This is a genomic window from Blautia sp. AM28-27, from assembly GCF_003480905.1.
Lineage (GTDB): Bacteria > Bacillota > Clostridia > Lachnospirales > Lachnospiraceae > Fusicatenibacter > Fusicatenibacter saccharivorans.
Genome location: NZ_QUJK01000001.1, coordinates 551,274 through 570,863 on the forward strand (window position 1 = coordinate 551,274; position 19,590 = coordinate 570,863).

Sequence of the window (19,590 nt, forward strand, 5' to 3'; positions counted from 1 at the left end):
GTGGACATGAGCAATCATGTTCCACAGCCTTTTCAGTGTGTATAAGAACAGTAAGTTTCAAAAGAATTTATACGTGCCGTATCCGGTTCGAGCGCATTTTCTGAGGTGTAGAGCCATACAGCTTTTTGAAGGTCCGCATAAAAATTTTGTAATTCGACAGCCCGTTTTTCTCCATCAGTACCGTGATCGTTTCGTCGGAATTCTGTAAATCTTCGTACAGGTGCATCGTGCGCACATCGTTCAGATATTCGAGAAAGGTCTGTCCGGTATACTTTTTAAAGAGCCGGCAGAAATACTCCTTCGAGAGCGCCAGGGAATCCGCGGCTGTTTCGAGGCTTAACGGTTCCGGGTAATGCACTTTCACCCAGTTCATAACGTGTGTCACGCGCTGCAGATCGCGCTGTGAACCCGTGAGGGATGCCGAAGGGATCTGGTGGGAATACGACCGGCAGAGATGGTACAGAAATTCGTACAGTCGTGAGGTAAAGAGAAGCTGGTATGAATCGGAAGGATTCTGCCGGATCTCGTTCATCTCCGAGAGCAGTGCGCGGAGCGGAGCCGGCTGTTCCGAGTAGGGAATGATCGTGTCGAAACGCATCGTATCAAAGTCCGGCAGATATTGGCGCATCTGGCTTGCGGAAATCTGCAGCAGAAGATATGTACAGGTGTTGGAGCGCGTCATATGGAGGTCGCCGGAGTTGATGATAATCAGATCGCCCTCGTTTAACCGATACTCCGTTGCCTGGACAATCGCGGAAAACTGTCCCCTGATCAGATAGAGAATTTCCACATATTCGTGCCAGTGCGCCGGAAAAACAAAAGCGGGCGCATCCTGCAGCTCAAAACGGACGTGCAGCAGATCGGTTTCGTGTATTGTTTCGTAAAAGCAGGATTCCATAAGTACCTCCAGGATGTGATAGAAATATACGTCAATTATAATCAAAAAAGATAAGAATATTGTACCAGAAATTGGGCGAAATATCAATATCAACCAGAGAAAGGACAAGAAAGGAACTAGAAGTTACACGAAAAAGGGAAGATAATGGAGACATTAGCACGAAACAAAGTTTGGGAGGAACAAAGACATGAAAGCAAAGGTAAGAACCTTTAACGGAACTACATCTCCGGAAGTAACCCAGCGTGAAACAGATCACCGCAAACTTGCCCGCGAGGCAGCAGCAGAGGGATTCGTTCTTCTGGAAAACAAAGATCATTTCCTGCCGCTGGCAAAGGGCAGCAAGGTAGGTCTTTACGGAGCAGGTGCGATCCGCACCATCAAAGGAGGCACCGGTTCCGGCGATGTCAATGAGCGTGACAGCGTTAATATTTTCCAGGGCATGAAAAATGCAGGCTACGACGTAACAAGCAGTGAATGGCTGGAGGATTACGATAAACTCTACGTACAGGCAAGACTGGACTGGAAAAATGAGATTTTCACAAAATTGAACGGAGACGACACAAAATTCTTTGATGCGTACTCTGCAACCCCGTTCTTTATGCCATCCGGAAACCCAATCGATGAAGAGAAAGCAGCAGCCGACGGTGCAGACACCGCATTCTTCGTTCTGGCACGTATCGCAGGAGAGAACAAAGACCGTTTTGATACGGAGGGTGACTACTTCATCTCCAAAGAAGAGAAAGCTATTCTGGCACAGGTTTCCAGATGCTATAAAAACGTTGTTCTTGTTATCAACACCGGCGGCCTGATGGATCTGGCATTCGTAGAAGAATTTGACAATATCCGCTCTATTTTACAGTACGTACAGGCAGGCCAGGAAGGCGGAAATGCATTTGCTGATGTTGTAAGCGGCGATGTAACCCCATCCGGAAAAATGACAGATACCTGGGCAAAAGATTACTATGATTATCCGGGTGCAGAGGTTTACAGCTACAAGAGCGGCGACCTCATGAAAGAAAAATACGAAGAGGGTATCTTCGTTGGATACCGTTACTTCGATACCTTTGAAGTACCAGTCCGTTACTCCTTCGGTTACGGTATGTCCTACACCGATTTCGAGATCAGAACCGATGACATCAAAGTAAGCGGCCGCGGTATGATGAATCCGAAAGTAAGCGTGACTGTTACCGTCACCAACACCGGCGATACTTATGCAGGAAAAGAAGTTGTACAGATCTACGCTTCCTGCCCGCAGGGCAGACTGGTGAAAGAGTTCCGCCGTCTGGCAGGCTTTGGAAAAACAAAACTGCTGGCTCCGAAGGAATCCCAGACCATGACCATCACCTTCCCGCTGTATCAGCTGACTTCCTATGAGGAGGAAAGCGCATCCTGGATTCTGGAGCCGGGCATGTATGGTATCTGGATTGGAAATGATCTGAATACATCTGTTCTCTCCGGCGCGCTGGAGCTGGACGAGAAAGCAGTCATGACAGCGTGTGAAAATATCTGCCCGCTGAAAGAGGAATTGAATGAGATTGTTCCTGATGCAGAAAAAGTTCAGGCAAGAGAGGCTGCATGGCAGAAGGAAGTAAAAGAAAAGAGAATGAGCGTGATCGAGCTTAAAGCATCTGAGATCCCAACTGAGAAAGTAGATTACCAGCCGGTACCGGAAGAGCTTCCTGGAAAAGCAGGAAAGATTGTGGAATCCCTTTCTGTGGATCAGCTGGCACTCCTTGCAACCGGTGATCCGGGAAGAGCACAGGGCAACGCGCTTGGCTCCGCAGGAATTTCTGTTCCGGGAGCAGCAGCGGAGACATCCCCGTGTGCTTCGGAGGAGCCGTGGAATGTAACCACGATTGCTCTGGTCGACGGACCTGCAGGTCTTCGTCTGAAGAGAGAATACCAGGTAGACAACGGAGAGATCGTAGCGAGCGATTTCCTGGCGGCACTGGAAGGCGGATTCTTCAGCAAACCGCAGGAAAAACGCGGAACAACCTATTATCAGTTCTGTACCGCAATTCCGGTTGGAACACTTCTGGCACAGAGCTGGGATGTAGAACTGATCAAGAGAGTCGGCGAGATGATCGGCCATGAGATGGAGCTGTTCAACGTAACACTGTGGCTGGCACCTGGCATGAACATCCACAGAAATCCGCTCTGCGGAAGAAACTTTGAATATTATTCCGAGGATCCGCTGCTTGCCGGTATGATGGCGGCTGCTATGACGCTCGGTGTACAGAAGGTACCGGGCTGCGGAACCACGATCAAACACTTCGCATGCAACAATCAGGAGGATAACCGTATGGGCTCCGATTCCATCCTGTCCGAGCGTGCACTGCGTGAGATCTATCTGAAAGGCTTTGAAATCGCAGTCAAAGATGCACAGCCGATGTCCATTATGACATCTTACAACCTGATCAATGGTGTGCACGCTGCAAACTGCTACGATACCTGCACGAAAGCAGCGAGAGATGAGTGGGGATTTGCAGGAGCTATCATGACCGACTGGACAACCACCAACGTACAGATCCAGGGCGAGTGTACGGCAGCGGGCTGCATGAGAGCCGGAAATGACATGGTAATGCCGGGTCTGCCGGAGGATCACGAGAACATCAAAAAAGAACTTGCAGATGGAACTCTGACGATGGCAGAACTGAAACGCTGCATCTATAACACGGTAAATATCGTACTGCAGTCCAATATGTACGAGGGCGCAGTCAGCTACCTTGATCAGTTCGATGATCTGGATACCTATCTTGTCGTGAAATAAAAGAAGTGAAAAATATCTTATGGGGATATACAAAAAGCAGGGTTTGAAATGAACGGACATTTCGGTGCGTGAGACATTGGGGGACCCTGAAAAGAGGAAAGAAGTGCCATTCGCAGATGGGGGTCTGCGGAGCAGGCACTTCTTTTACGTATATTGTCTATGAACCGTGAATACATTGACAGTAAGGCAGAAAATAAGGAGGCGCAAAAAGCAAATGAGAGAACGGGATGAGAATGCATATATTCGTTTTTTTGCCCTCTGGTTTGCGGCCGGTATGACTCTCGGTGTACTGCTGCTGCTTGCGGCATCCCACACGGGAATGAAGGAGGGAAATAGCGTCCGCCTCTTTCAGGCGGAGGCGTTTTTTGGAAGAAAAATTTCCGCAAAGGCCTGCTTTTCCTATCTTCTAAAGGTACGGTTAGCACCGGCATTTGCGGGACTTCTCTTTGGATTGACGGCAATCGGTGCGTATTTTGCCACTGCTGCCGTTTGGGCATATGGTTTTCTGTGTGGCGTCTTTCTCTCGGCTGCCTATCTGCAGAACGGAATGGCAGGTCTTTTATTCTTTTTTCTGGCTCTTTTTCCGCAGATTTTCCTCTACCTTGCCGCGTTATTTCTGATGGCTGCTGCGTGCAGCCGGATGGCAGAGACGAATCACCTTGCCGGCGGCATACAGAAAAAGGAATATTTTTGCTTCGGCGTGCGCTACTTCTTTGCAATGATCCTGCTTCTGTGGGGTATTCTGCTTGAGAGTTATGTCAATCCGTGGTTTCTTGCGAAAATCCTGTAAAAACGGTCTGAAAAGGGAATTGCATTTTTGAAAAAACGTGTATATAATTAAAAGCATTGTTACCCTTTATCGGGCAGTGAGAGGGAGAAAAAAGCAAAAAGGAAAAAAGCTATGCAGGAAACGATACAGTCATTTACGGACTATCTACAGACGGAAAAGAAAGCGTCAAAAAATACAGAAGTCTCCTATCAGCGCGATCTTCGAAAGCTGGCAGTTTTTTTGAAGGAGCACGGAATAGAAAAACCGGAGCAGATGAATGCAACGGTTTTAAATTCTTATTTATTATATCTGGAGCGGGAACACTTCTCCCCGGCAACGATCTCGCGCAGCATTGCGGCGATTCATATGTTTTGCCAATATGCATGTCAGGAGGGAAAAATGGTATCTGACCCGTCGAAAGCACTGCAGCCACCGAGGGTTGAGCGGAAAATGCCGGAGATCCTTTCCATCGCAGAGGTCGATCTGCTGCTTCGCCAGCCCAAAACCGACACGCCAAAGGGGATCCGCGACAAAGCAATGCTGGAAATGCTGTATGCGACCGGTATCCGCGTCAGTGAGCTGATCCATTTGAAGATACAGGATGTCAACCTTATGATGGGCTACATCACCTGCCGCGATGAAAAGGAGCGGATCGTTCCGTTCGGCGGACCGGCGAAAAAGGCGTTGGAGCAGTATCTGGGGAGTGCGCGCGCAGCCCTGATGCATGGACGGGATGATGATGTATTGTTTGTCAACTGCTCCGGAGGTCCGATGAGTCGTCAGGGATTCTGGAAAATTCTGAAATCCTATGCGAAATCCGCAGGCATTACGGCGGATATTACGCCGCATACCCTGCGTCATTCGTTTGCAACCCATCTGCTGCAAAACGGTGCGGACTTAAAGAGTGTCCAGGAGATGATGGGACACGCCGATATTTCGACGACGCAGATGTATCTCCACCTTGGTGTGAATAAGATCCGGGATGTGTACCGGAAGGCACATCCGAGAAAGTAGCAGATTGAACAAAAAAAAGAAATGGAAAAAGCGTATTTGGCAAAACTTGAATGAAAAGATTTGCCAAATACGCTTAATTTTTTGAGATTATGCAGATTAGAATGTGCCAGGAAACAGCAGTTTTGATTCACAAGCTACAAAATCTGTGTTATACTGAAAAACAGGTTTTACATTTAAGTATGATATAAGCAAAGGGGTATCACAACATGAAACTGATTGTGGTAGAAGATGAAAAGATTATTCGAACTGGCCTTTTAAAGCACGTTCCGTGGCAGCGCCTTGGTGTTTCGGAAGTTGAAGCGGCCGCGAACGGAGAGGAAGCATTGGCGAAAACGGAAAATTTCCGGCCGGATATCGTTCTTTCGGATATTCGCATGCCGGGCATGAGCGGTGTGGATCTGTGCCGAAAATTAAGAGAAAAATTCCCGGAGATCGAGATTATCTTTTCGACGGGCTATGCAGATAAAGAATATCTGAAAGCAGCAATCGATTTGCATGCAGTCGGATACGTGGAAAAACCGGTTAATGTGAAGCTGCTCTCGGAAAACGTCGAGGAAGCAGTGCAGCGTGTGAGAGAGCGCAGAAAAAGCGAACGCGCGAAACTTCGAAACTATCTTTTGGAGGTGGATACCGATGTTTCACTGGAACAGGCGGAGGGAGCCTATTTTCGCATTGTCATGATCCATTTTGACAGTGAAGGCTGTGGAGCCGGATTCTTACCGGAATTTGAAAAAATGGCCAAGGAAGCACTGCGACCATATCAGATTTCGATAACAATGACACTTTTTGATCCATTCTGTCTGATTTTGCTCCTTGGAAGTGAAAAAGAAAAACGTTGGAAAGAAATGGAACCGATTTTAGTTGAGACGTTGAAGAGCTGTACACAGGACGGTTCGATTTCGGGCTGCTTTTTATCGCATGGAAGAAGAGGCAGCTGTCAGAAAGACATCTTATTGTCTTATCGTCAGGCAAAGGAAGCGGGAAAAGCTCTTTCGTGGCTTGGATGGGGAAAAAGTGTCTGCTACGATGACATTCCGCCAGAGAAGCCGTGGATGGATGACGCCAAGAAACAGAGGGATGAATTTTATCAACTCCTTATAGACAACAATGAAAAAGGTGCCTGCCTTTTTCAGGAAGAATTGTATGAAAAACTGGTTAGCCATCATCTGTGTATGAGTTCTGACATACGGTACCATTATTGTGTGATGCGTGATATGCTGGAAAAAGCAGCAGAATATCGATATCCCGGTATGCTGGAAAAGCCGTGGGAACAGAGAGGAACCGATTTCTTTATGCAGGCAGAAACGTTTGCGGAAATGAAAGAGGAGATGATACGCAGAATCGAGCAGCTTTTTGAAAAACAGAATGGAAAAACGAATACGCATAAAACGGAGAACCGTTATAATGTGAGCCGTATCACGGAATATATTCAGGAACATTATGCAGATCAGGATCTTTCTATTGGAACACTCGCTGAGCTTGTTTATCTGACACCGACGTATCTTTCTACCGTGTTTAAAAAACAAACGGGGCTTACAATTGGACAGTACCTGCTGGAAGTGCGTGTAGAGAATGCGAAACAGAAAATGCGTGATCCGCAGCTGAAATTCTATCAGGTATCTGAAATGGTGGGTTATGAGGATGCCAATTATTTTGCGAAAATCTTTAAAAAGAAGACGGGGGTTACCCCGACAGAGTATAAGGAGAGCCTGCAGATGCGATGAAAAATCCATTACAGAAATTGTCAATGCATAAGAGAATGATGTTGTATTTCTCCGTTCCGCTGATTCTGGTGCAGATTTTACTCTGCTTTTTATGTTATCCGCAGGTGGTGCGCCATTATCGTGAAAAAACAGATTACTCAATGGAACAGTCGGTAAGCCAGGCGATTTCTTTTACGGAGAGTTATCTGCGGAATATGACGTATCTGGCGAATATGGTGGAGGACAATGGGGTAATTCAGAATACACTGTCAGCGGATGGCTTTGGAGAAGAAAGACCATACATGGAGCAGTGGCTGGAATACTATGAGCTGAATAAAGAATTTAATTCCTACGAGATTTCGAACTCGATCTATCGTTTCTGCCTGTACGTGCCGGATGAGGTGATGTATGCGGGAAATCAATATTATTTCGATGGAGTATCAAGGCTTAAGGAACGCAGCGATTACGTTGATCTGCGGTATGCTCTGAACACGGGAGAAGATTACGTTGCAATCAGTCGTGAGAGAGACGGTGTGGATCAGCAGGATACCTCGCAGATGGTTACCCTGTATCACCGGATTGCATCCAAAAAAGAAAAAGAAGAGGAACTTGGTATCTGCAGCATCAGTGTTTCTGCGAAATATTTCCAGGATATTATGAAAAATGCCAATATCACATCAGAAGGTCTTGTTTATCTGATGAGTGAAAACGGCAGGATGATTACCAGCTCTAACAGCAGTATTCTTCAAAAAATGCAGAAAAAAGGAATACTTTTAAACTATGGCGCGGAGCTTTTTATGGAAAAAAAGAAGGAGGGACAGAAGGAATATTACATTACCCGGCAAAATGTGGATGGTGCATCCTGGCAGATGATCTTGATAATTCCCGAAAATGAATATGAGGATCAGTACAGGTTTCTGTGGCTCTCAGCGGCTCTGATGCTTGGAAGTATGATTGCCGTTATTGTATTGATGTCATATCTTCTTTCCGGTTACTACGTTGGAAGACTGAAAAAGCTGAATGTGGAAATGACGGGTCTGGAAAGCGGAAATCTGAACGCAAATCTGCCAATCACAACCGAGGAAGATGAAATTGAGGAAATTTATCACAATTTTAACGGTATGGTGCAGGAAGTCCAGCGGCTGATGCAGGAGCATTATCAACTTGGTAAGGAAGTTAAAATGGCAGAGGTACGGGCACTGCAGGCGCAGATCAACCCACATTTTCTCTACAATACGCTGGATCTGATTAACTGGATTTCCATGGACTACGGTGCAGAGGAGATCGGAACGCTGACGTGGAATCTGGCCCGGTTCTATCGGTTGAGTCTGAATCATGGAAAGAGCCTGATTTCCATCGGGGAAGAAGTCGAGCATGTTGAGGTTTATGTCAATATCGAAAATTATCACTTTGATAACGCCATTTCTCTCGAGGTAGATGTACCGGAAGAACTGAAGAGCTATGCATGTCTCAATATTATTCTCCAGCCATTTGTGGAAAATGCGATCGTCCATGGGATTGCGGAGAAACCGGATATTGAAAGCTGTGAGATCCGGATCTGCGCGAGAAGAGAGGAACAGGATATTGTTTTTTCTGTGCAGGATGACGGACCCGGTGTCGATGTGAAAGAGATGCAGAAAGAGACACAGCAGGACATCCGGACAGCACAGCATGGCTATGGTGTGCGGAACATCAACTTTCGCCTGAAGCTCTGCTTCGGTGAAAAGTATGGTGTTACGTATCTGGAAAGTGAAAAAGGAACGCATGTTGAGATCAAAATTCCGGTTATGACAATGGCAGAAGCGGAAGAGAAGATCTGAAAAGAAAGAGAGAGGAAAAACTCTCTTTCTTTTTGTATAAAAATTGTGAAAATGAGCGGAGAGATGTGGAAAGTACGCTGACAAATTGACAAGAAACAGGAAGAAAAACAAGATTTTTCCTGTGCAAGATCACAAAAATCATAAGAAATTACTAGAAATCGAAGTTTTGTTGGGTACAAAATAGCTAAATCCTTCGGTATAATAGGGTCATCAGTTGAGAACAAGCCCAAGACAAAGCGATGCGTGGAGGGTCTTGGGAGCACTCTTGTACAGGCCGGCAGTTGCATACAGTGCAGGAACGATGAAAAAGAAAGGAAGTCAACAAATGGGAAAGCATGTGAAAAGTTTTGTAGCAGAAGTAAAGAAAAACAGAGCCCTTTTTGTTATGGCGATGCCTGCATTTTTGCTGGTATTGATTATGCAGTACCTTCCGATGTCCGGACTGGTGCTTGCATTTAAGAACTATCGATATGATCTTGGCGTATTCGGAAGTGAATGGAATGGATTTGCAAACTTCGAATACCTGTTCTCATCCGGAACCGGATGGCTGATTACGAGAAACACAGTTGTGTACAACCTGTTAAACCTGGTTACTTCACAGCTTCTTGCGGTATTGATCGCAATTTTTATTTCTGAGATCAACAAAAAAATCTTTAAAAAAGTGACACAGTCAATCATTTTCTTACCGTACTTCATCTCCTGGGTTATCGTTGGAGTTTTTGTTTACAATATCTTCAACTATGAAACCGGTATCCTGAACAGTATCGTAACCTTCTTTGGAGGGGAGAAGATCAATATGTACGATGCATCCAAAGCCGGTATATGGCCATGGATCATCTGTCTGTTCAACTCATGGAAATGGTGTGGATATAACTCCGTTATTTACATCGCAGCAATTACCGGTGTCGATGCTGAGATTCACGAAGCAGCTTCCATCGACGGTGCAAATATTTTTGAGAGAATCCGTTTCATCACTCTTCCGAGCATTCTTCCGACCATTATCACCATGCTTCTTCTGCAGGTTGGCCGAATTCTCCGTGGTGATTTCGAGATGTTCTATCAGATCGTTGGAAACAACGGACAGCTCTTCAACAAGACCGATGTTATTGATACCTATGTATTCCGTTCCCTGATTCAGAACTCCAACCTCGGTATGACAGCGGCAGCATCTTTCTATCAGTCCGTCATCTGCTTTGCGACTATTCTGATCGTAAACGCAATCGTAAAACATGTAGAAGAAGATCTTGCACTGTTCTAAGACAGAAAAAAGGAGGAATTAGTTATGCAAGCTGTTGCAAAATCACAGAAAATCAAGAAAAGTACTTCTACAAAAGTATTTTATGTCATCTGTTACACCTTTGTTGCGCTGATGGCTCTGGTATGTTTACTGCCGTTTATTATGGTGGTTTCCGGTTCGTTTTCATCTGAGCAGGCGATTCGGTTTCAGGGTTATGGCATTCTCCCAAGAGAATTTACCACAGCCGCTTACGCACTGATCTTCAAGAGCCCGATGACCGTTGTCCGTGCTTACGGGGTATCTATTTTTATCACCCTCGCCGGAACTGCAGTAGGACTTCTGCTTACGACAATGACCGCTTACGTGATCAGCCGTAAAGATTTCAAGTACAGAAATGCTCTGTCCTTCTTCTTCTACTTTACGACCCTGTTTAACGGCGGTATGGTTTGCTCCTATATTTTCTACATCCAGTATCTGCACTTAAAAGACAGCTACCTTGCCCTGATCTTACCGGGTGTGTTCAATGTCTTCTACCTGTTGATCATGAGAACCTTCGTATCCGCAATTCCGACCGCACTGATCGAATCTGCGAAGATTGACGGCGCAGGCGAGTTTAAAACATTTTTCAGCATCATCCTTCCGCTTCTGAAATCCGGAATGGCAACCATCGGTCTGTTCCTTGCGCTTGGTTACTGGAATGACTGGTACAATGCAATGCTGTATATGAATACAGAAACAAAATATCCGCTGCAGTACATGCTGTATGCCCTGATGCAGAAAACGCAGGCAATGTCCCAGATGGCAAGCTCTGCAAACATTCCGCTGCAGGATATGCCATCCAACTCCCTGAAGCTGGCCATGGCAGTTGTGGCAACCGGCCCGATCATTCTGGTTTACCCGTTTATACAGAAATATTTTGTAAAAGGTGTTACAATCGGTTCCGTCAAAGGCTGATGGAACGATTAGATAAAGGCAACGAAAAAGGAGGAAAAAGAAATGCAAAACAAAAAATTAAGAAAAGCACTTGCTGTATCCATGGCAATCGCCATGACCGGAGGCCTGCTTGCAGGCTGCGGAAGCAACAATTCCAGCTCTTCCAATGGTGGAGCTGCAAAGAGCGGATCTACATCATCCGCAAGCGGTGAGCTTGACACATCCGAGTTTGTGGAGCTTTCCATGTATGTCATCAGTGACCGTCCGGCAGGACAGGATGCAATCGACGAGAATCTGAACAAACTCTTAAAAGAGAAACTGAACTGCTCTTTGAAAATCAACTGGATCGGCTGGGCGGAGTACGCAAACAAATATCCGTTGCTGTTCTCTTCGGGAGAAGAGTTTGATATGGCATACAGTGCATCCTGGCTGAACTTTGCATCTCTGGCGCAGAAGGGTGCCTTCAAGAGCCTTGATGAGCTCTGGCCAACCTACGCACCGAAGAACTTTGCAGCACAGTCTGAGGAAGCAAAACAGCAGGCAACAGTAAATGGAAGCTATTATTGTGTTCCTTCCCTGCTGTCTACCTACAATTCATATGGTCCTATCTATCGTGGTGACCTGGTAGAGGGAACCGAATGGGACGGAAAGATGGAGACCTTTGAAGATATTGAAGAGTACTGCGATATCATCAAAGAAACGCATCCGGAAATGGAGTGCATCGATCTGTACTCTACAGCACCGGAAATCTTCTTCATGTATATGGAAAATCAGGGACTGGCAGCCTTCAACGGAATCCGTTATCTGTGGTATGATCCAAATGCAGAAAATCCAACTGTTATGACTTCCTATGAGCTGGAGAAAACACCGGAATTCCTGGAAATGATGGCAAGATGGAATGAGAAAGGATTTTATTCAAAATCTGCTCTGTCAGACACGGACAGCACGAAATTTCAGAATGGTAAAGCAGCTCTGAAGATCCATAACATTGATTCCTATGTGGGACAGGCAATTCTTCATCCGGAATACGATATTCACTATTCTAACATGGTAAAAGATGTTGCACATCTTCCATATACGCAGGACTGTATGGTAATCTCCAATACTTCCAAGAATCCGGAGAGAGCAATGGCACTGTGGGATCTGATCACCAATGATCAGGAAGTATACGATGCATTCTACTACGGCATTGAAGGAACTTCTTATGAGCTGAACGATGAAGGACAGTTCAAGGTTCTGGATACGGACAACTATGGAACGAGCGCAATGTGGTCTGCAAGAAGTGATGCTCTGAACCGTCAGGCGATCGGTACTCCGGACGATTATAAGACTAACATTGATGAGTTTGAGTCCCACATCGTTTCTGGACAGGGAAATGAGAAATTCACAGGATTTGTACTGGATACCTCTTCCTTCGAGACCCAGCTTGCTGCATGCAACAATGTACAGCAGCAGTACTGGTGGCCGCTTGAGCTCGGATACACAGATGCAGAATCTGGTTTGGCTGATTATCAGTCCCAGATGGAAGCAGCAGGAATCGAGACCATGAAAGAGGCAGCTCAGAAACAGCTTGACGCTTACGTAGCAGGCCTGAAATAAAACGAATTTCCGAAAGGGAAACGCAAAGACTATATAACTTCTGCCGCAGGCAGAACAGACGGACAAAAAGCAGGTACTGGAGCAGAACATATCGTGGGGGTATGCGTGCGGTGCCTGCTTTTTCCGAAAACAGCCATCATGTATGGGAGGGAACAAAACTATGATAAAAGAACCAATGGTAATGGAAATTGCGAAAAACACCTACGCCATCAACGAATTCGGTCTGTCCGCGTGTTATTTTCTGGTCGGAGAGGAGCGTGCGCTTTTGATTGACACCGCATGCGGCCTTTCTGATCTGAAAGGCATCGCGGCAAGCTTGACGGACAAGCCGTACGACGTTGTCCTGACGCACGGCCATCTCGATCATGTCGGCGGAATCGGTGCGTTTACGGATGTCTATCTTGGCGAGGCAGATTTTGCTATGACACGGAACCTGAACGCAGAACAGCTGCGCGGCTTTGCTGATGAAATTGGAAGAAACGGCGGCTATCAGGCATATGAGTATGATCTCAACAAAATTCAGCCGTTCGAAATGCCGACATTCCATGCCCTGCACGAGGGCGATGTTTTCGAACTGGGAAACCGCCGCGTCGAGTGCATCGAGGTGGCCGGCCACACGCCGGGCGGCATCTGTTTTCTTGATGAAGCGACGAAAATCCTGTTCTCCGGCGATGCCTGCAACCAGAATCTTCTTGTCCTCGGCTGCAGCGTGAGAAAAACGCTGGAAGGGCTGTATCACCTGAAAACATACGAAACCCGCTATGAGAGATCCTACAGCGGGCACATCGGTTTCGGCGGCATGCAGGGCTATTTCAGCCAGCCAGAGACGATTCTCGATGACTGCATCAAAACCGCCGAGCAGATTCTGTCCGGCGAAGCAGAAGGAAAAACCGCACCGCGGGAAGGCATGCTCTATGCCGAACACGGAACCGCAAGACTCAGTTATTACCCGGACTGCCTGGAAAAGGATCCGGAGCGATAAAATGATCTGCAAAAAGCAGAGAAAAGGAGAAGAAAACTTATGGCAAAAGTAACATTACACGCAACCATCTTTGGGGAAGATGGCATCAAAACAAGAGACTATGAAACTGCACTGATCCCGGACGCGAAAAATCAGGAAATGCAGGTCATCAACCTGTACCCGGACAAGACGTATCAGAAAATTGAGGGATTTGGCGCCGCACTCACCGAGTCCGCAGGCTATGCACTGTCCCGCATGAGTGAGGAAAACCGTAAGAAAGTAGTAGAAGCGTATTATGGAAAAGACGGCATTGGCTATACGATCGGCCGGATTCACATGGACAGCTGTGACTTCTCCATCGGCAATTACTGCGCAGTCGAAAACCCGGACGATCCGGAATTCAGGGATTTTAGCCTGGAAAGAGATGCAAAATACGTGCAGCCGCTCGTAAAAGCTGTTTCCAAAACTCTTGGCAAACCGGTCTCACTGCTGCTTTCCCCGTGGTCCCCGCCAGCCTTCCTGAAAGAGACCGGCGTGAGAAACGGCGGCGGCCACCTGAAAAAAGAAAGCTATCCGGATTACGCAAATTATATTGCAAAATACATCACCGAGTACGAAAAACTCGGCCTGCCGATTTCCTGGATGACGGTACAGAATGAGCCGCTGGCTGTTCAGACCTGGGATTCCTGCGAATATACGGCAGAAGAGGAAAAAGAATTCCTGCGTGACTATCTGTACCCGACCTTAAAAGAAAAAGGCCTTGATCACGTAAAACTGTACATCTGGGACCACAACAAAGAGAGAACGTACGAGAGAACCCGCGACATTGTGGATGAGACAACGAAAGATATGATTGCTGGTGTTGCATACCACTGGTATTCAGGCGATCATTTTGACACCCTCTCGATGGTAAGAGAAGATTACCCGGATCTGATGCTGATGCACAGTGAGGGCTGCGTAGAGCTGGCACGGTACGGTGCGGCTGCCGGAAACTCTCTGCGCCATGCAAAACAGTATGCGCACGACATCATCGGCGATCTGAACCATGGCATGAATTACTGGATTGACTGGAACCTCGTGCTTGATGAGATCGGCGGCCCGAACCACGTGGACAACTTCTGCGGCGCACCGATCATTTGCGACGGAACGACCGACACAATCGAAGTAAAACCGATGTTCCACGCGATCGCCCACTTCTCAAAATACATCAAACCGGGCGCCGTCCGCATCGCAAGCTCCACGTATTCGCCGGATCTTGAGGTTACAGCAGCGAAAAACCCGGATGGAACGATTGCACTCGTTGTATTAAATACGTCAGAAGAGACGAAAGTAGTCAATCTCCGCATGAACGGAACCACAACCCGCCTGACCTTCTGGGGCAATAGCATTGCAACGGTATTGATTTAACAACCTTATCATAACAAAAGAAAGAAACCTCTGTGCAGACCGGTAAAATCTGCGACAGAGGTTTCTTTCATATGTGTTTTTGCAACGAAGGAGAAAATTTAGCACTCCTCAGCAATATCGTAAATCAGTCGTTCGGTCTGATCCCATCCAAGACACGGGTCGGTAATGGATTTTCCGTAAACATGGGTTCCGCATCCGATTTTCTGATTGCCAGGCTCCAGATAGCTTTCGATCATAACACCTTTTACGAGACTTTCGATATCCTTGCTGCATCGTCTTGTGTGCAGAACGTCTTTGACGATACGGATCTGCTGCTCGTATTTCTTTCCGGAGTTGGAATGGTTGGCATCGATGATGGTAGCCGGGTTTACGAGATGTGTTTCGTTGTATTTCTCCAGCAGAAGCTGAATGTCCTCGTAGTGATAGTTCGGCACGGAGTTGCCGTGCTTGTTGGTCGCACCGCGGAGAATGGTGTGCGCCAGCGGATTTCCGCTTGTCTTTACCTCCCAGGTACGGTAAATAAAGGAGTGGGAGCCCTGTGCGGCAATGACGGAGTTGATCATAACAGAAAGATCACCGCTGGTCGGGTTTTTCATGCCGGCCGGAATGTCGATGCCGGAAACAGTCAGACGGTGCTCCTGGTTTTCTACGGAACGTGCGCCGACCGCAACATAGGAGAGAATATCGGACAGATAGCTCCAGTTGGACGGATACAGCATTTCGTCTGCAGAAGTCAGATCAGTCTCTTCTACTACACGCATATGCATTTTACGCATGGCGATCAGGCCGTGCAGCAGGTCCGGCTTTCCTTCCGGGTCCGGCTGATGAACGATACCTTTGTAGCCTTCACCTGTGGTACGCGGTTTGTTGGTATAGACACGCGGGATGATGATCAGTTTGTCGGATACTTTGTCGGCAACCTTTGCCAGACGGTGATTGTACTCCAGAACAGCGTCTTCGTTGTCTGCGGAGCAAGGTCCTACGATAACAAGAAATTTATCGGAATCCCCGGTAAAGACTTTTGCGATTTCAGCGTCACGCTGTTTTTTGATTTCGGTTGCGCGGGCGCTTAAGGGATATTGTTCCCGGATCTCTGTTGGGGTGGGAAGTTTTCTTACAAATTCAAGGCTCATTTTCGTTCTCCTTTATCTTAGATGCACTTCTTTTCTAGCTGCGGACAGAGGAGCGTTCTTGTGTGCCCCGTCGCAAACTATCTATAAATTATAATACATAACGCGAAGATTGTCGATATTTTTTCGGCGAAAATTCTGTTTCTCTTAAAAAAGATAGAAAAAAGGTATCAATGAACAGCAAATCCGTTTGCAGATTCCCGATGCAGGAACAAAAGTGCCATTGTCATAATGGTAAGTTCACTTGCAAGAATACCATAGAGATAGCCACGGATGCCGAAAACCGGGACGAGAAAAAGAATTGCAAGAATACGAATTACATCTCCGGCAAGGTTCTGGAAAAAAACGAGAGAAGTTTTTCCAAGGCCGTTTAAAATGCTTCCAAGTGTCGTTTCCAGATAGAGAAAAGGACTTAAAAATGAAAGGATACGCAGAAAAACGCCGACTTCTTCGTTTTGAAAAAGGAAACGTCCAAGCCACGGACCGAAAAAGAAAAAGGCAAAAACAGCGGAAGTGCCAAGCAGCACACAGAAAGAAATTGTATAACGGATCGTGTCTGATATTTGCTCCGGCGTACCGTCGGCCTGCTGTTTTGCTACGCCGGGCAGAAGCATGACGGACACCGCGTGGGTGATGGCAGATGGAAAAAAGATCATAGGAAGTGCCATACCGGTGAGAATGCCATACTGCGAGAGCGCTGCTTTCCGGGAAAGACCGAAGGTGACCAGACAGCCGGGGAGCAGAGCACTTTCAATGCTGTGGAGGACATTCAGAAGAATACGGTTCAGCGTAAGCGGAAGATTCAAAACGGCAAGCTCTCGGAAGGTATCGTACCAGAGGGTCTTTTCTTTGAAAAAAACAGAAATCGGGCGGTGTTTCTGAGGGGACCTGCTGTGCGAGACGGACAGGCAGGCCATCAGAAAGAGACACGAAAAGAGTTCGCCGGCGGCAGTACCGAATGCAGCGACAGCGGCAGAGGGGAGGCTTGTGGAAAGACAGAAAAGCCAGGCAAGGTAGGAAGCGCCCATGCGCACGAACTGTTCCAAAAGCTGGCAAAAAGAAGGCAGTGCCGTCTGATTCTGGCCAAGATACCATGCCGAGAGACAGTTGTGGATCCCGGAGGGGAGAATGCCGAGTGATAAAATCCGGAGGAGCAGAATCGTCCGCGGCTCAAAAAGAAGCCGTGTTCCGATAAAATCCGCGCTGAAAAAGAGAAAGATGGAGGCGGAGAAGGAAAGTATCACTACAATGCCGCATCCGGCCGCCAGACAGATCTTTGCCCGTCTGGAATCCTTTTTGGCAAGGTACGATGCGACAAAGCGCGAGAGCACCGTCTGCATGCCGCCTGCGCCAAGGGAGAGCATCAGTGCGTAGAGTGGTGTGGCGAGCTGGTAGATACCAAAGGCTTCCGCACCGATCCGGCGCGACAGGAATATTCTATAGAGAAATCCAAGAATTCTGCAGATGATCCCGGACGCGGTCAGGATCAGTGTGCCAAGAAGAAGCGTGTTCTTTCTTGTGATTTTCAGCATGGGATAGACTCCTTTCACGGCATTGCGCAGATAGTCTAAAATATGCGAAAAAACTCCTTGACAGAACCCCGTGATAGGTGCTATTCTGAGTGAGAAATAAATCCGATTAAAACTGTCGGAATTGGAAAACGACAGCACAGGAAAAAGGAGAACCAGGAATGAAATTATCGACCAAAGGAAGATATGGTCTGCGTGCCATGATCGATCTGGCGAGTCACGAAGAAGAGGGTGCAGTGTCCATTGCCAGCATTTCAGAACGCCAGAATATCTCAGAGAGCTATCTGGAGCAGCTGGTGCGTCCGCTTCGAAAAGCCGGATTCATTGAGAGTGTGCGGGGAGCAGGCGGTGGATATGTACTTGCAAAACCGGCAGATTCCATTTCGGTAGGAGATGTTCTCCGTGTGCTGGAGGGCGGACTCGAGGCAGTCACGTGCTCGGTCAATGAAGGCCTGGGCGGCTGCGATGCGGCCGATTTCTGCGTCACGCGTTTTGTGTGGCAGAGGATCAATGAGGGAATTACGAACGCTGTGGATTCCATCAGCCTCGGAGAGCTGGTTCAGCAGAGCCGGCAATTAGAGAAAAACAGAAACAGCGATAGAAATGACAAGGAGTGAACAACAATGATTTATCTGGACAATGCGGCAACAACAAAAACAGCCCCGGAAGTTGTCGAGGCTATGCTTCCTTATTTCAGCGAATACTACGGAAATCCATCCAGTATTTATGCAATTGCAGGAAAAAGCAAAGAAGCCATCACCAAAGGAAGAGAGCAGATCGCAAACGTGCTCGGCGCAAAACCGGAGGAAATTTATTTCACAGCCGGCGGCAGCGAGTCCGATAACTGGGCGTTAAAAGCTACCTTTGAAGCATATAAAAATAAAGGAAACCACATCATCACCACAAAAATCGAGCATCATGCGATTCTTCATACCTGTGAGTATCTGGAAAAAGAGCGCGGTGCGAAAATCACCTATATCGGCGTCGATGAGAACGGCGTTGTCAATCTGGATGAACTCGAAGCAGCCATCACACCTGAGACCATTCTGATTTCCGTTATGGCGGCAAACAACGAAATCGGAACGATTCAGCCGATCAAGGAAATCGGAAGAATTGCAAAAGAACACAATATTTTATTCCACACAGATGCTGTACAGGCATTTGGCCAGATCCCGATCAATGTGGATGAGTGCAATATTGATATGCTCAGTTCCAGCGGTCATAAGATTAACGGACCGAAAGGAATCGGCTTCCTTTACATCCGAAAGGGTGTGAAAATCCGCTCCTTCGTACACGGCGGTGCGCAGGAAAGAAAACGCCGTGCCGGAACAGAAAATGTACCGGGCATCGTAGGATATGGAGTTGCGGCAGAGCGTGCGGCAAGAACTATGGCGGAGCGTACCGCAAAAGAAATCGAAGTACGTGATTATCTGATCAACCGTATTTTAACCGAGATTCCGAACTGCCGTCTCAACGGCGATCCGGTAAAACGTCTGCCGAACAACTGCAACATCAGCTTTGAATTCATCGAGGGAGAGTCCCTTCTGATCATGCTGGATATGAAAGGTATCTGCGCATCCAGCGGTTCTGCATGTACTTCCGGATCCCTGGATCCGTCCCATGTACTGCTGGCCATCGGACTGCCGCACGAGAAAGCACACGGTTCCTTACGTCTGACTTTAAGTGAGGAGATCACAAAAGAGGACGTTGATTTTGTTGTAGAGCAGATTAAAGCGATCGTAGACCGTCTGCGCAGCATGTCCCCGCTGTATGAGGATTACATCAAAAAACAGCAGGGTAAATAAGTTTAAAAAAATAAG

At 47.2% G+C, this 19,590-nt stretch carries 15 protein-coding genes; 12 read left to right on the plus strand and 3 right to left on the minus strand.

What is annotated here, in order from left to right; translation table 11 throughout:
• Positions 1 to 67: 67 nt before the first annotated feature.
• On the minus strand, positions 68 to 898 hold the full coding sequence (locus DW743_RS02730; RefSeq protein WP_117760398.1) for a helix-turn-helix transcriptional regulator: 831 nt from the start codon (positions 896 to 898) through the stop codon (positions 68 to 70).
• Positions 899 to 1,085: 187 nt separating this feature from the next.
• Here DW743_RS02730 and DW743_RS02735 point away from each other — a divergent pair, with 187 nt between their 5' ends.
• From DW743_RS02735 to DW743_RS02780, 10 genes are all read left to right on the plus strand, one after another.
• On the plus strand, positions 1,086 to 3,668 hold the full coding sequence (locus tag DW743_RS02735; RefSeq protein ID WP_055218222.1) for a glycoside hydrolase family 3 protein: 2,583 nt from the start codon (positions 1,086 to 1,088) through the stop codon (positions 3,666 to 3,668).
• Positions 3,669 to 3,882: 214 nt separating this feature from the next.
• The gene (locus DW743_RS02740) at positions 3,883 to 4,458 is read left to right on the plus strand and encodes a stage II sporulation protein M (protein WP_055267028.1); all 576 of its coding nucleotides are present in this window, start codon (positions 3,883 to 3,885) and stop codon (positions 4,456 to 4,458) included.
• A 111-nt stretch (positions 4,459 to 4,569) separates the two neighbouring features.
• Entirely contained in the window at positions 4,570 to 5,451 is an 882-nt protein-coding gene (xerD, locus tag DW743_RS02745; RefSeq protein ID WP_117509101.1) for a site-specific tyrosine recombinase XerD, read from the plus strand.
• 206 nt (positions 5,452 to 5,657) lie between these two features.
• A complete protein-coding gene (locus DW743_RS02750; protein WP_117509100.1) occupies positions 5,658 to 7,175 on the plus strand; it encodes a response regulator transcription factor in 1,518 nt (505 codons plus the stop codon).
• The gene (locus tag DW743_RS02755) at positions 7,172 to 8,974 is read left to right on the plus strand and encodes a sensor histidine kinase (RefSeq protein WP_117760396.1); all 1,803 of its coding nucleotides are present in this window, start codon (positions 7,172 to 7,174) and stop codon (positions 8,972 to 8,974) included. Before DW743_RS02750 ends, DW743_RS02755 begins: the two co-directional genes overlap by 4 nt.
• Positions 8,975 to 9,299: 325 nt before the next feature.
• Positions 9,300 to 10,232, plus strand: a complete 933-nt coding sequence (locus DW743_RS02760; protein WP_117509098.1) for an ABC transporter permease — start codon at positions 9,300 to 9,302, stop codon at positions 10,230 to 10,232.
• Between the two features lie 24 nt (positions 10,233 to 10,256).
• Positions 10,257 to 11,165, plus strand: coding sequence for a carbohydrate ABC transporter permease (locus DW743_RS02765; protein WP_117509097.1), 909 nt, complete (start codon positions 10,257 to 10,259; stop codon positions 11,163 to 11,165).
• 42 nt (positions 11,166 to 11,207) lie between these two features.
• Complete coding sequence (locus DW743_RS02770; protein ID WP_117509096.1) at positions 11,208 to 12,743, plus strand: ABC transporter substrate-binding protein; 1,536 nt, start codon at positions 11,208 to 11,210, stop codon at positions 12,741 to 12,743.
• Positions 12,744 to 12,903: 160 nt separating this feature from the next.
• On the plus strand, positions 12,904 to 13,725 hold the full coding sequence (locus DW743_RS02775) for an MBL fold metallo-hydrolase (RefSeq protein ID WP_158554955.1): 822 nt from the start codon (positions 12,904 to 12,906) through the stop codon (positions 13,723 to 13,725).
• 39 nt (positions 13,726 to 13,764) lie between these two features.
• Entirely contained in the window at positions 13,765 to 15,111 is a 1,347-nt protein-coding gene (locus DW743_RS02780; protein WP_117509094.1) for a glycoside hydrolase family 30 protein, read from the plus strand.
• 98 nt (positions 15,112 to 15,209) lie between these two features.
• Here the strand turns inward: DW743_RS02780 and DW743_RS02785 are convergent, their stop codons facing one another.
• Entirely contained in the window at positions 15,210 to 16,244 is a 1,035-nt protein-coding gene (locus DW743_RS02785) for a 3-deoxy-7-phosphoheptulonate synthase (RefSeq protein ID WP_117509093.1), read from the minus strand.
• Positions 16,245 to 16,411: 167 nt separating this feature from the next.
• Positions 16,412 to 17,773 carry a polysaccharide biosynthesis protein gene (locus tag DW743_RS02790; protein ID WP_055218215.1) on the minus strand — a complete coding sequence of 454 codons (1,362 nt, stop codon included), beginning with the start codon at positions 17,771 to 17,773 and terminating at the stop codon, positions 16,412 to 16,414.
• Between the two features lie 158 nt (positions 17,774 to 17,931).
• Between DW743_RS02790 and DW743_RS02795 the strand changes: the two genes are divergently transcribed.
• Both DW743_RS02795 and nifS read left to right on the plus strand, forming a co-directional pair.
• Entirely contained in the window at positions 17,932 to 18,387 is a 456-nt protein-coding gene (locus DW743_RS02795; RefSeq protein ID WP_022463329.1) for an RrF2 family transcriptional regulator, read from the plus strand.
• A 6-nt stretch (positions 18,388 to 18,393) separates the two neighbouring features.
• Positions 18,394 to 19,575 carry a cysteine desulfurase NifS gene (gene nifS, locus DW743_RS02800; protein WP_022463328.1) on the plus strand — a complete coding sequence of 394 codons (1,182 nt, stop codon included), beginning with the start codon at positions 18,394 to 18,396 and terminating at the stop codon, positions 19,573 to 19,575.
• Positions 19,576 to 19,590 lie beyond the last annotated feature (15 nt).

Coding starts and splice junctions, on each gene's coding strand:
- DW743_RS02730 (WP_117760398.1), bottom strand. CDS start 898: ATGGAATCCTGCTTTTACGAAACAATACACGAAACCGATCTGCTGCAC.
- DW743_RS02765 (WP_117509097.1), top strand. CDS start 10,257: ATGCAAGCTGTTGCAAAATCACAGAAAATCAAGAAAAGTACTTCTACA.
- DW743_RS02755 (WP_117760396.1), top strand. CDS start 7,172: ATGAAAAATCCATTACAGAAATTGTCAATGCATAAGAGAATGATGTTG.
- xerD (WP_117509101.1), top strand. CDS start 4,570: ATGCAGGAAACGATACAGTCATTTACGGACTATCTACAGACGGAAAAG.
- DW743_RS02775 (WP_158554955.1), top strand. CDS start 12,904: ATGATAAAAGAACCAATGGTAATGGAAATTGCGAAAAACACCTACGCC.
- DW743_RS02740 (WP_055267028.1), top strand. CDS start 3,883: ATGAGAGAACGGGATGAGAATGCATATATTCGTTTTTTTGCCCTCTGG.
- DW743_RS02795 (WP_022463329.1), top strand. CDS start 17,932: ATGAAATTATCGACCAAAGGAAGATATGGTCTGCGTGCCATGATCGAT.
- nifS (WP_022463328.1), top strand. CDS start 18,394: ATGATTTATCTGGACAATGCGGCAACAACAAAAACAGCCCCGGAAGTT.
- DW743_RS02750 (WP_117509100.1), top strand. CDS start 5,658: ATGAAACTGATTGTGGTAGAAGATGAAAAGATTATTCGAACTGGCCTT.
- DW743_RS02790 (WP_055218215.1), bottom strand. CDS start 17,773: ATGCTGAAAATCACAAGAAAGAACACGCTTCTTCTTGGCACACTGATC.
- DW743_RS02780 (WP_117509094.1), top strand. CDS start 13,765: ATGGCAAAAGTAACATTACACGCAACCATCTTTGGGGAAGATGGCATC.
- DW743_RS02735 (WP_055218222.1), top strand. CDS start 1,086: ATGAAAGCAAAGGTAAGAACCTTTAACGGAACTACATCTCCGGAAGTA.
- DW743_RS02785 (WP_117509093.1), bottom strand. CDS start 16,244: ATGAGCCTTGAATTTGTAAGAAAACTTCCCACCCCAACAGAGATCCGG.
- DW743_RS02770 (WP_117509096.1), top strand. CDS start 11,208: ATGCAAAACAAAAAATTAAGAAAAGCACTTGCTGTATCCATGGCAATC.
- DW743_RS02760 (WP_117509098.1), top strand. CDS start 9,300: ATGGGAAAGCATGTGAAAAGTTTTGTAGCAGAAGTAAAGAAAAACAGA.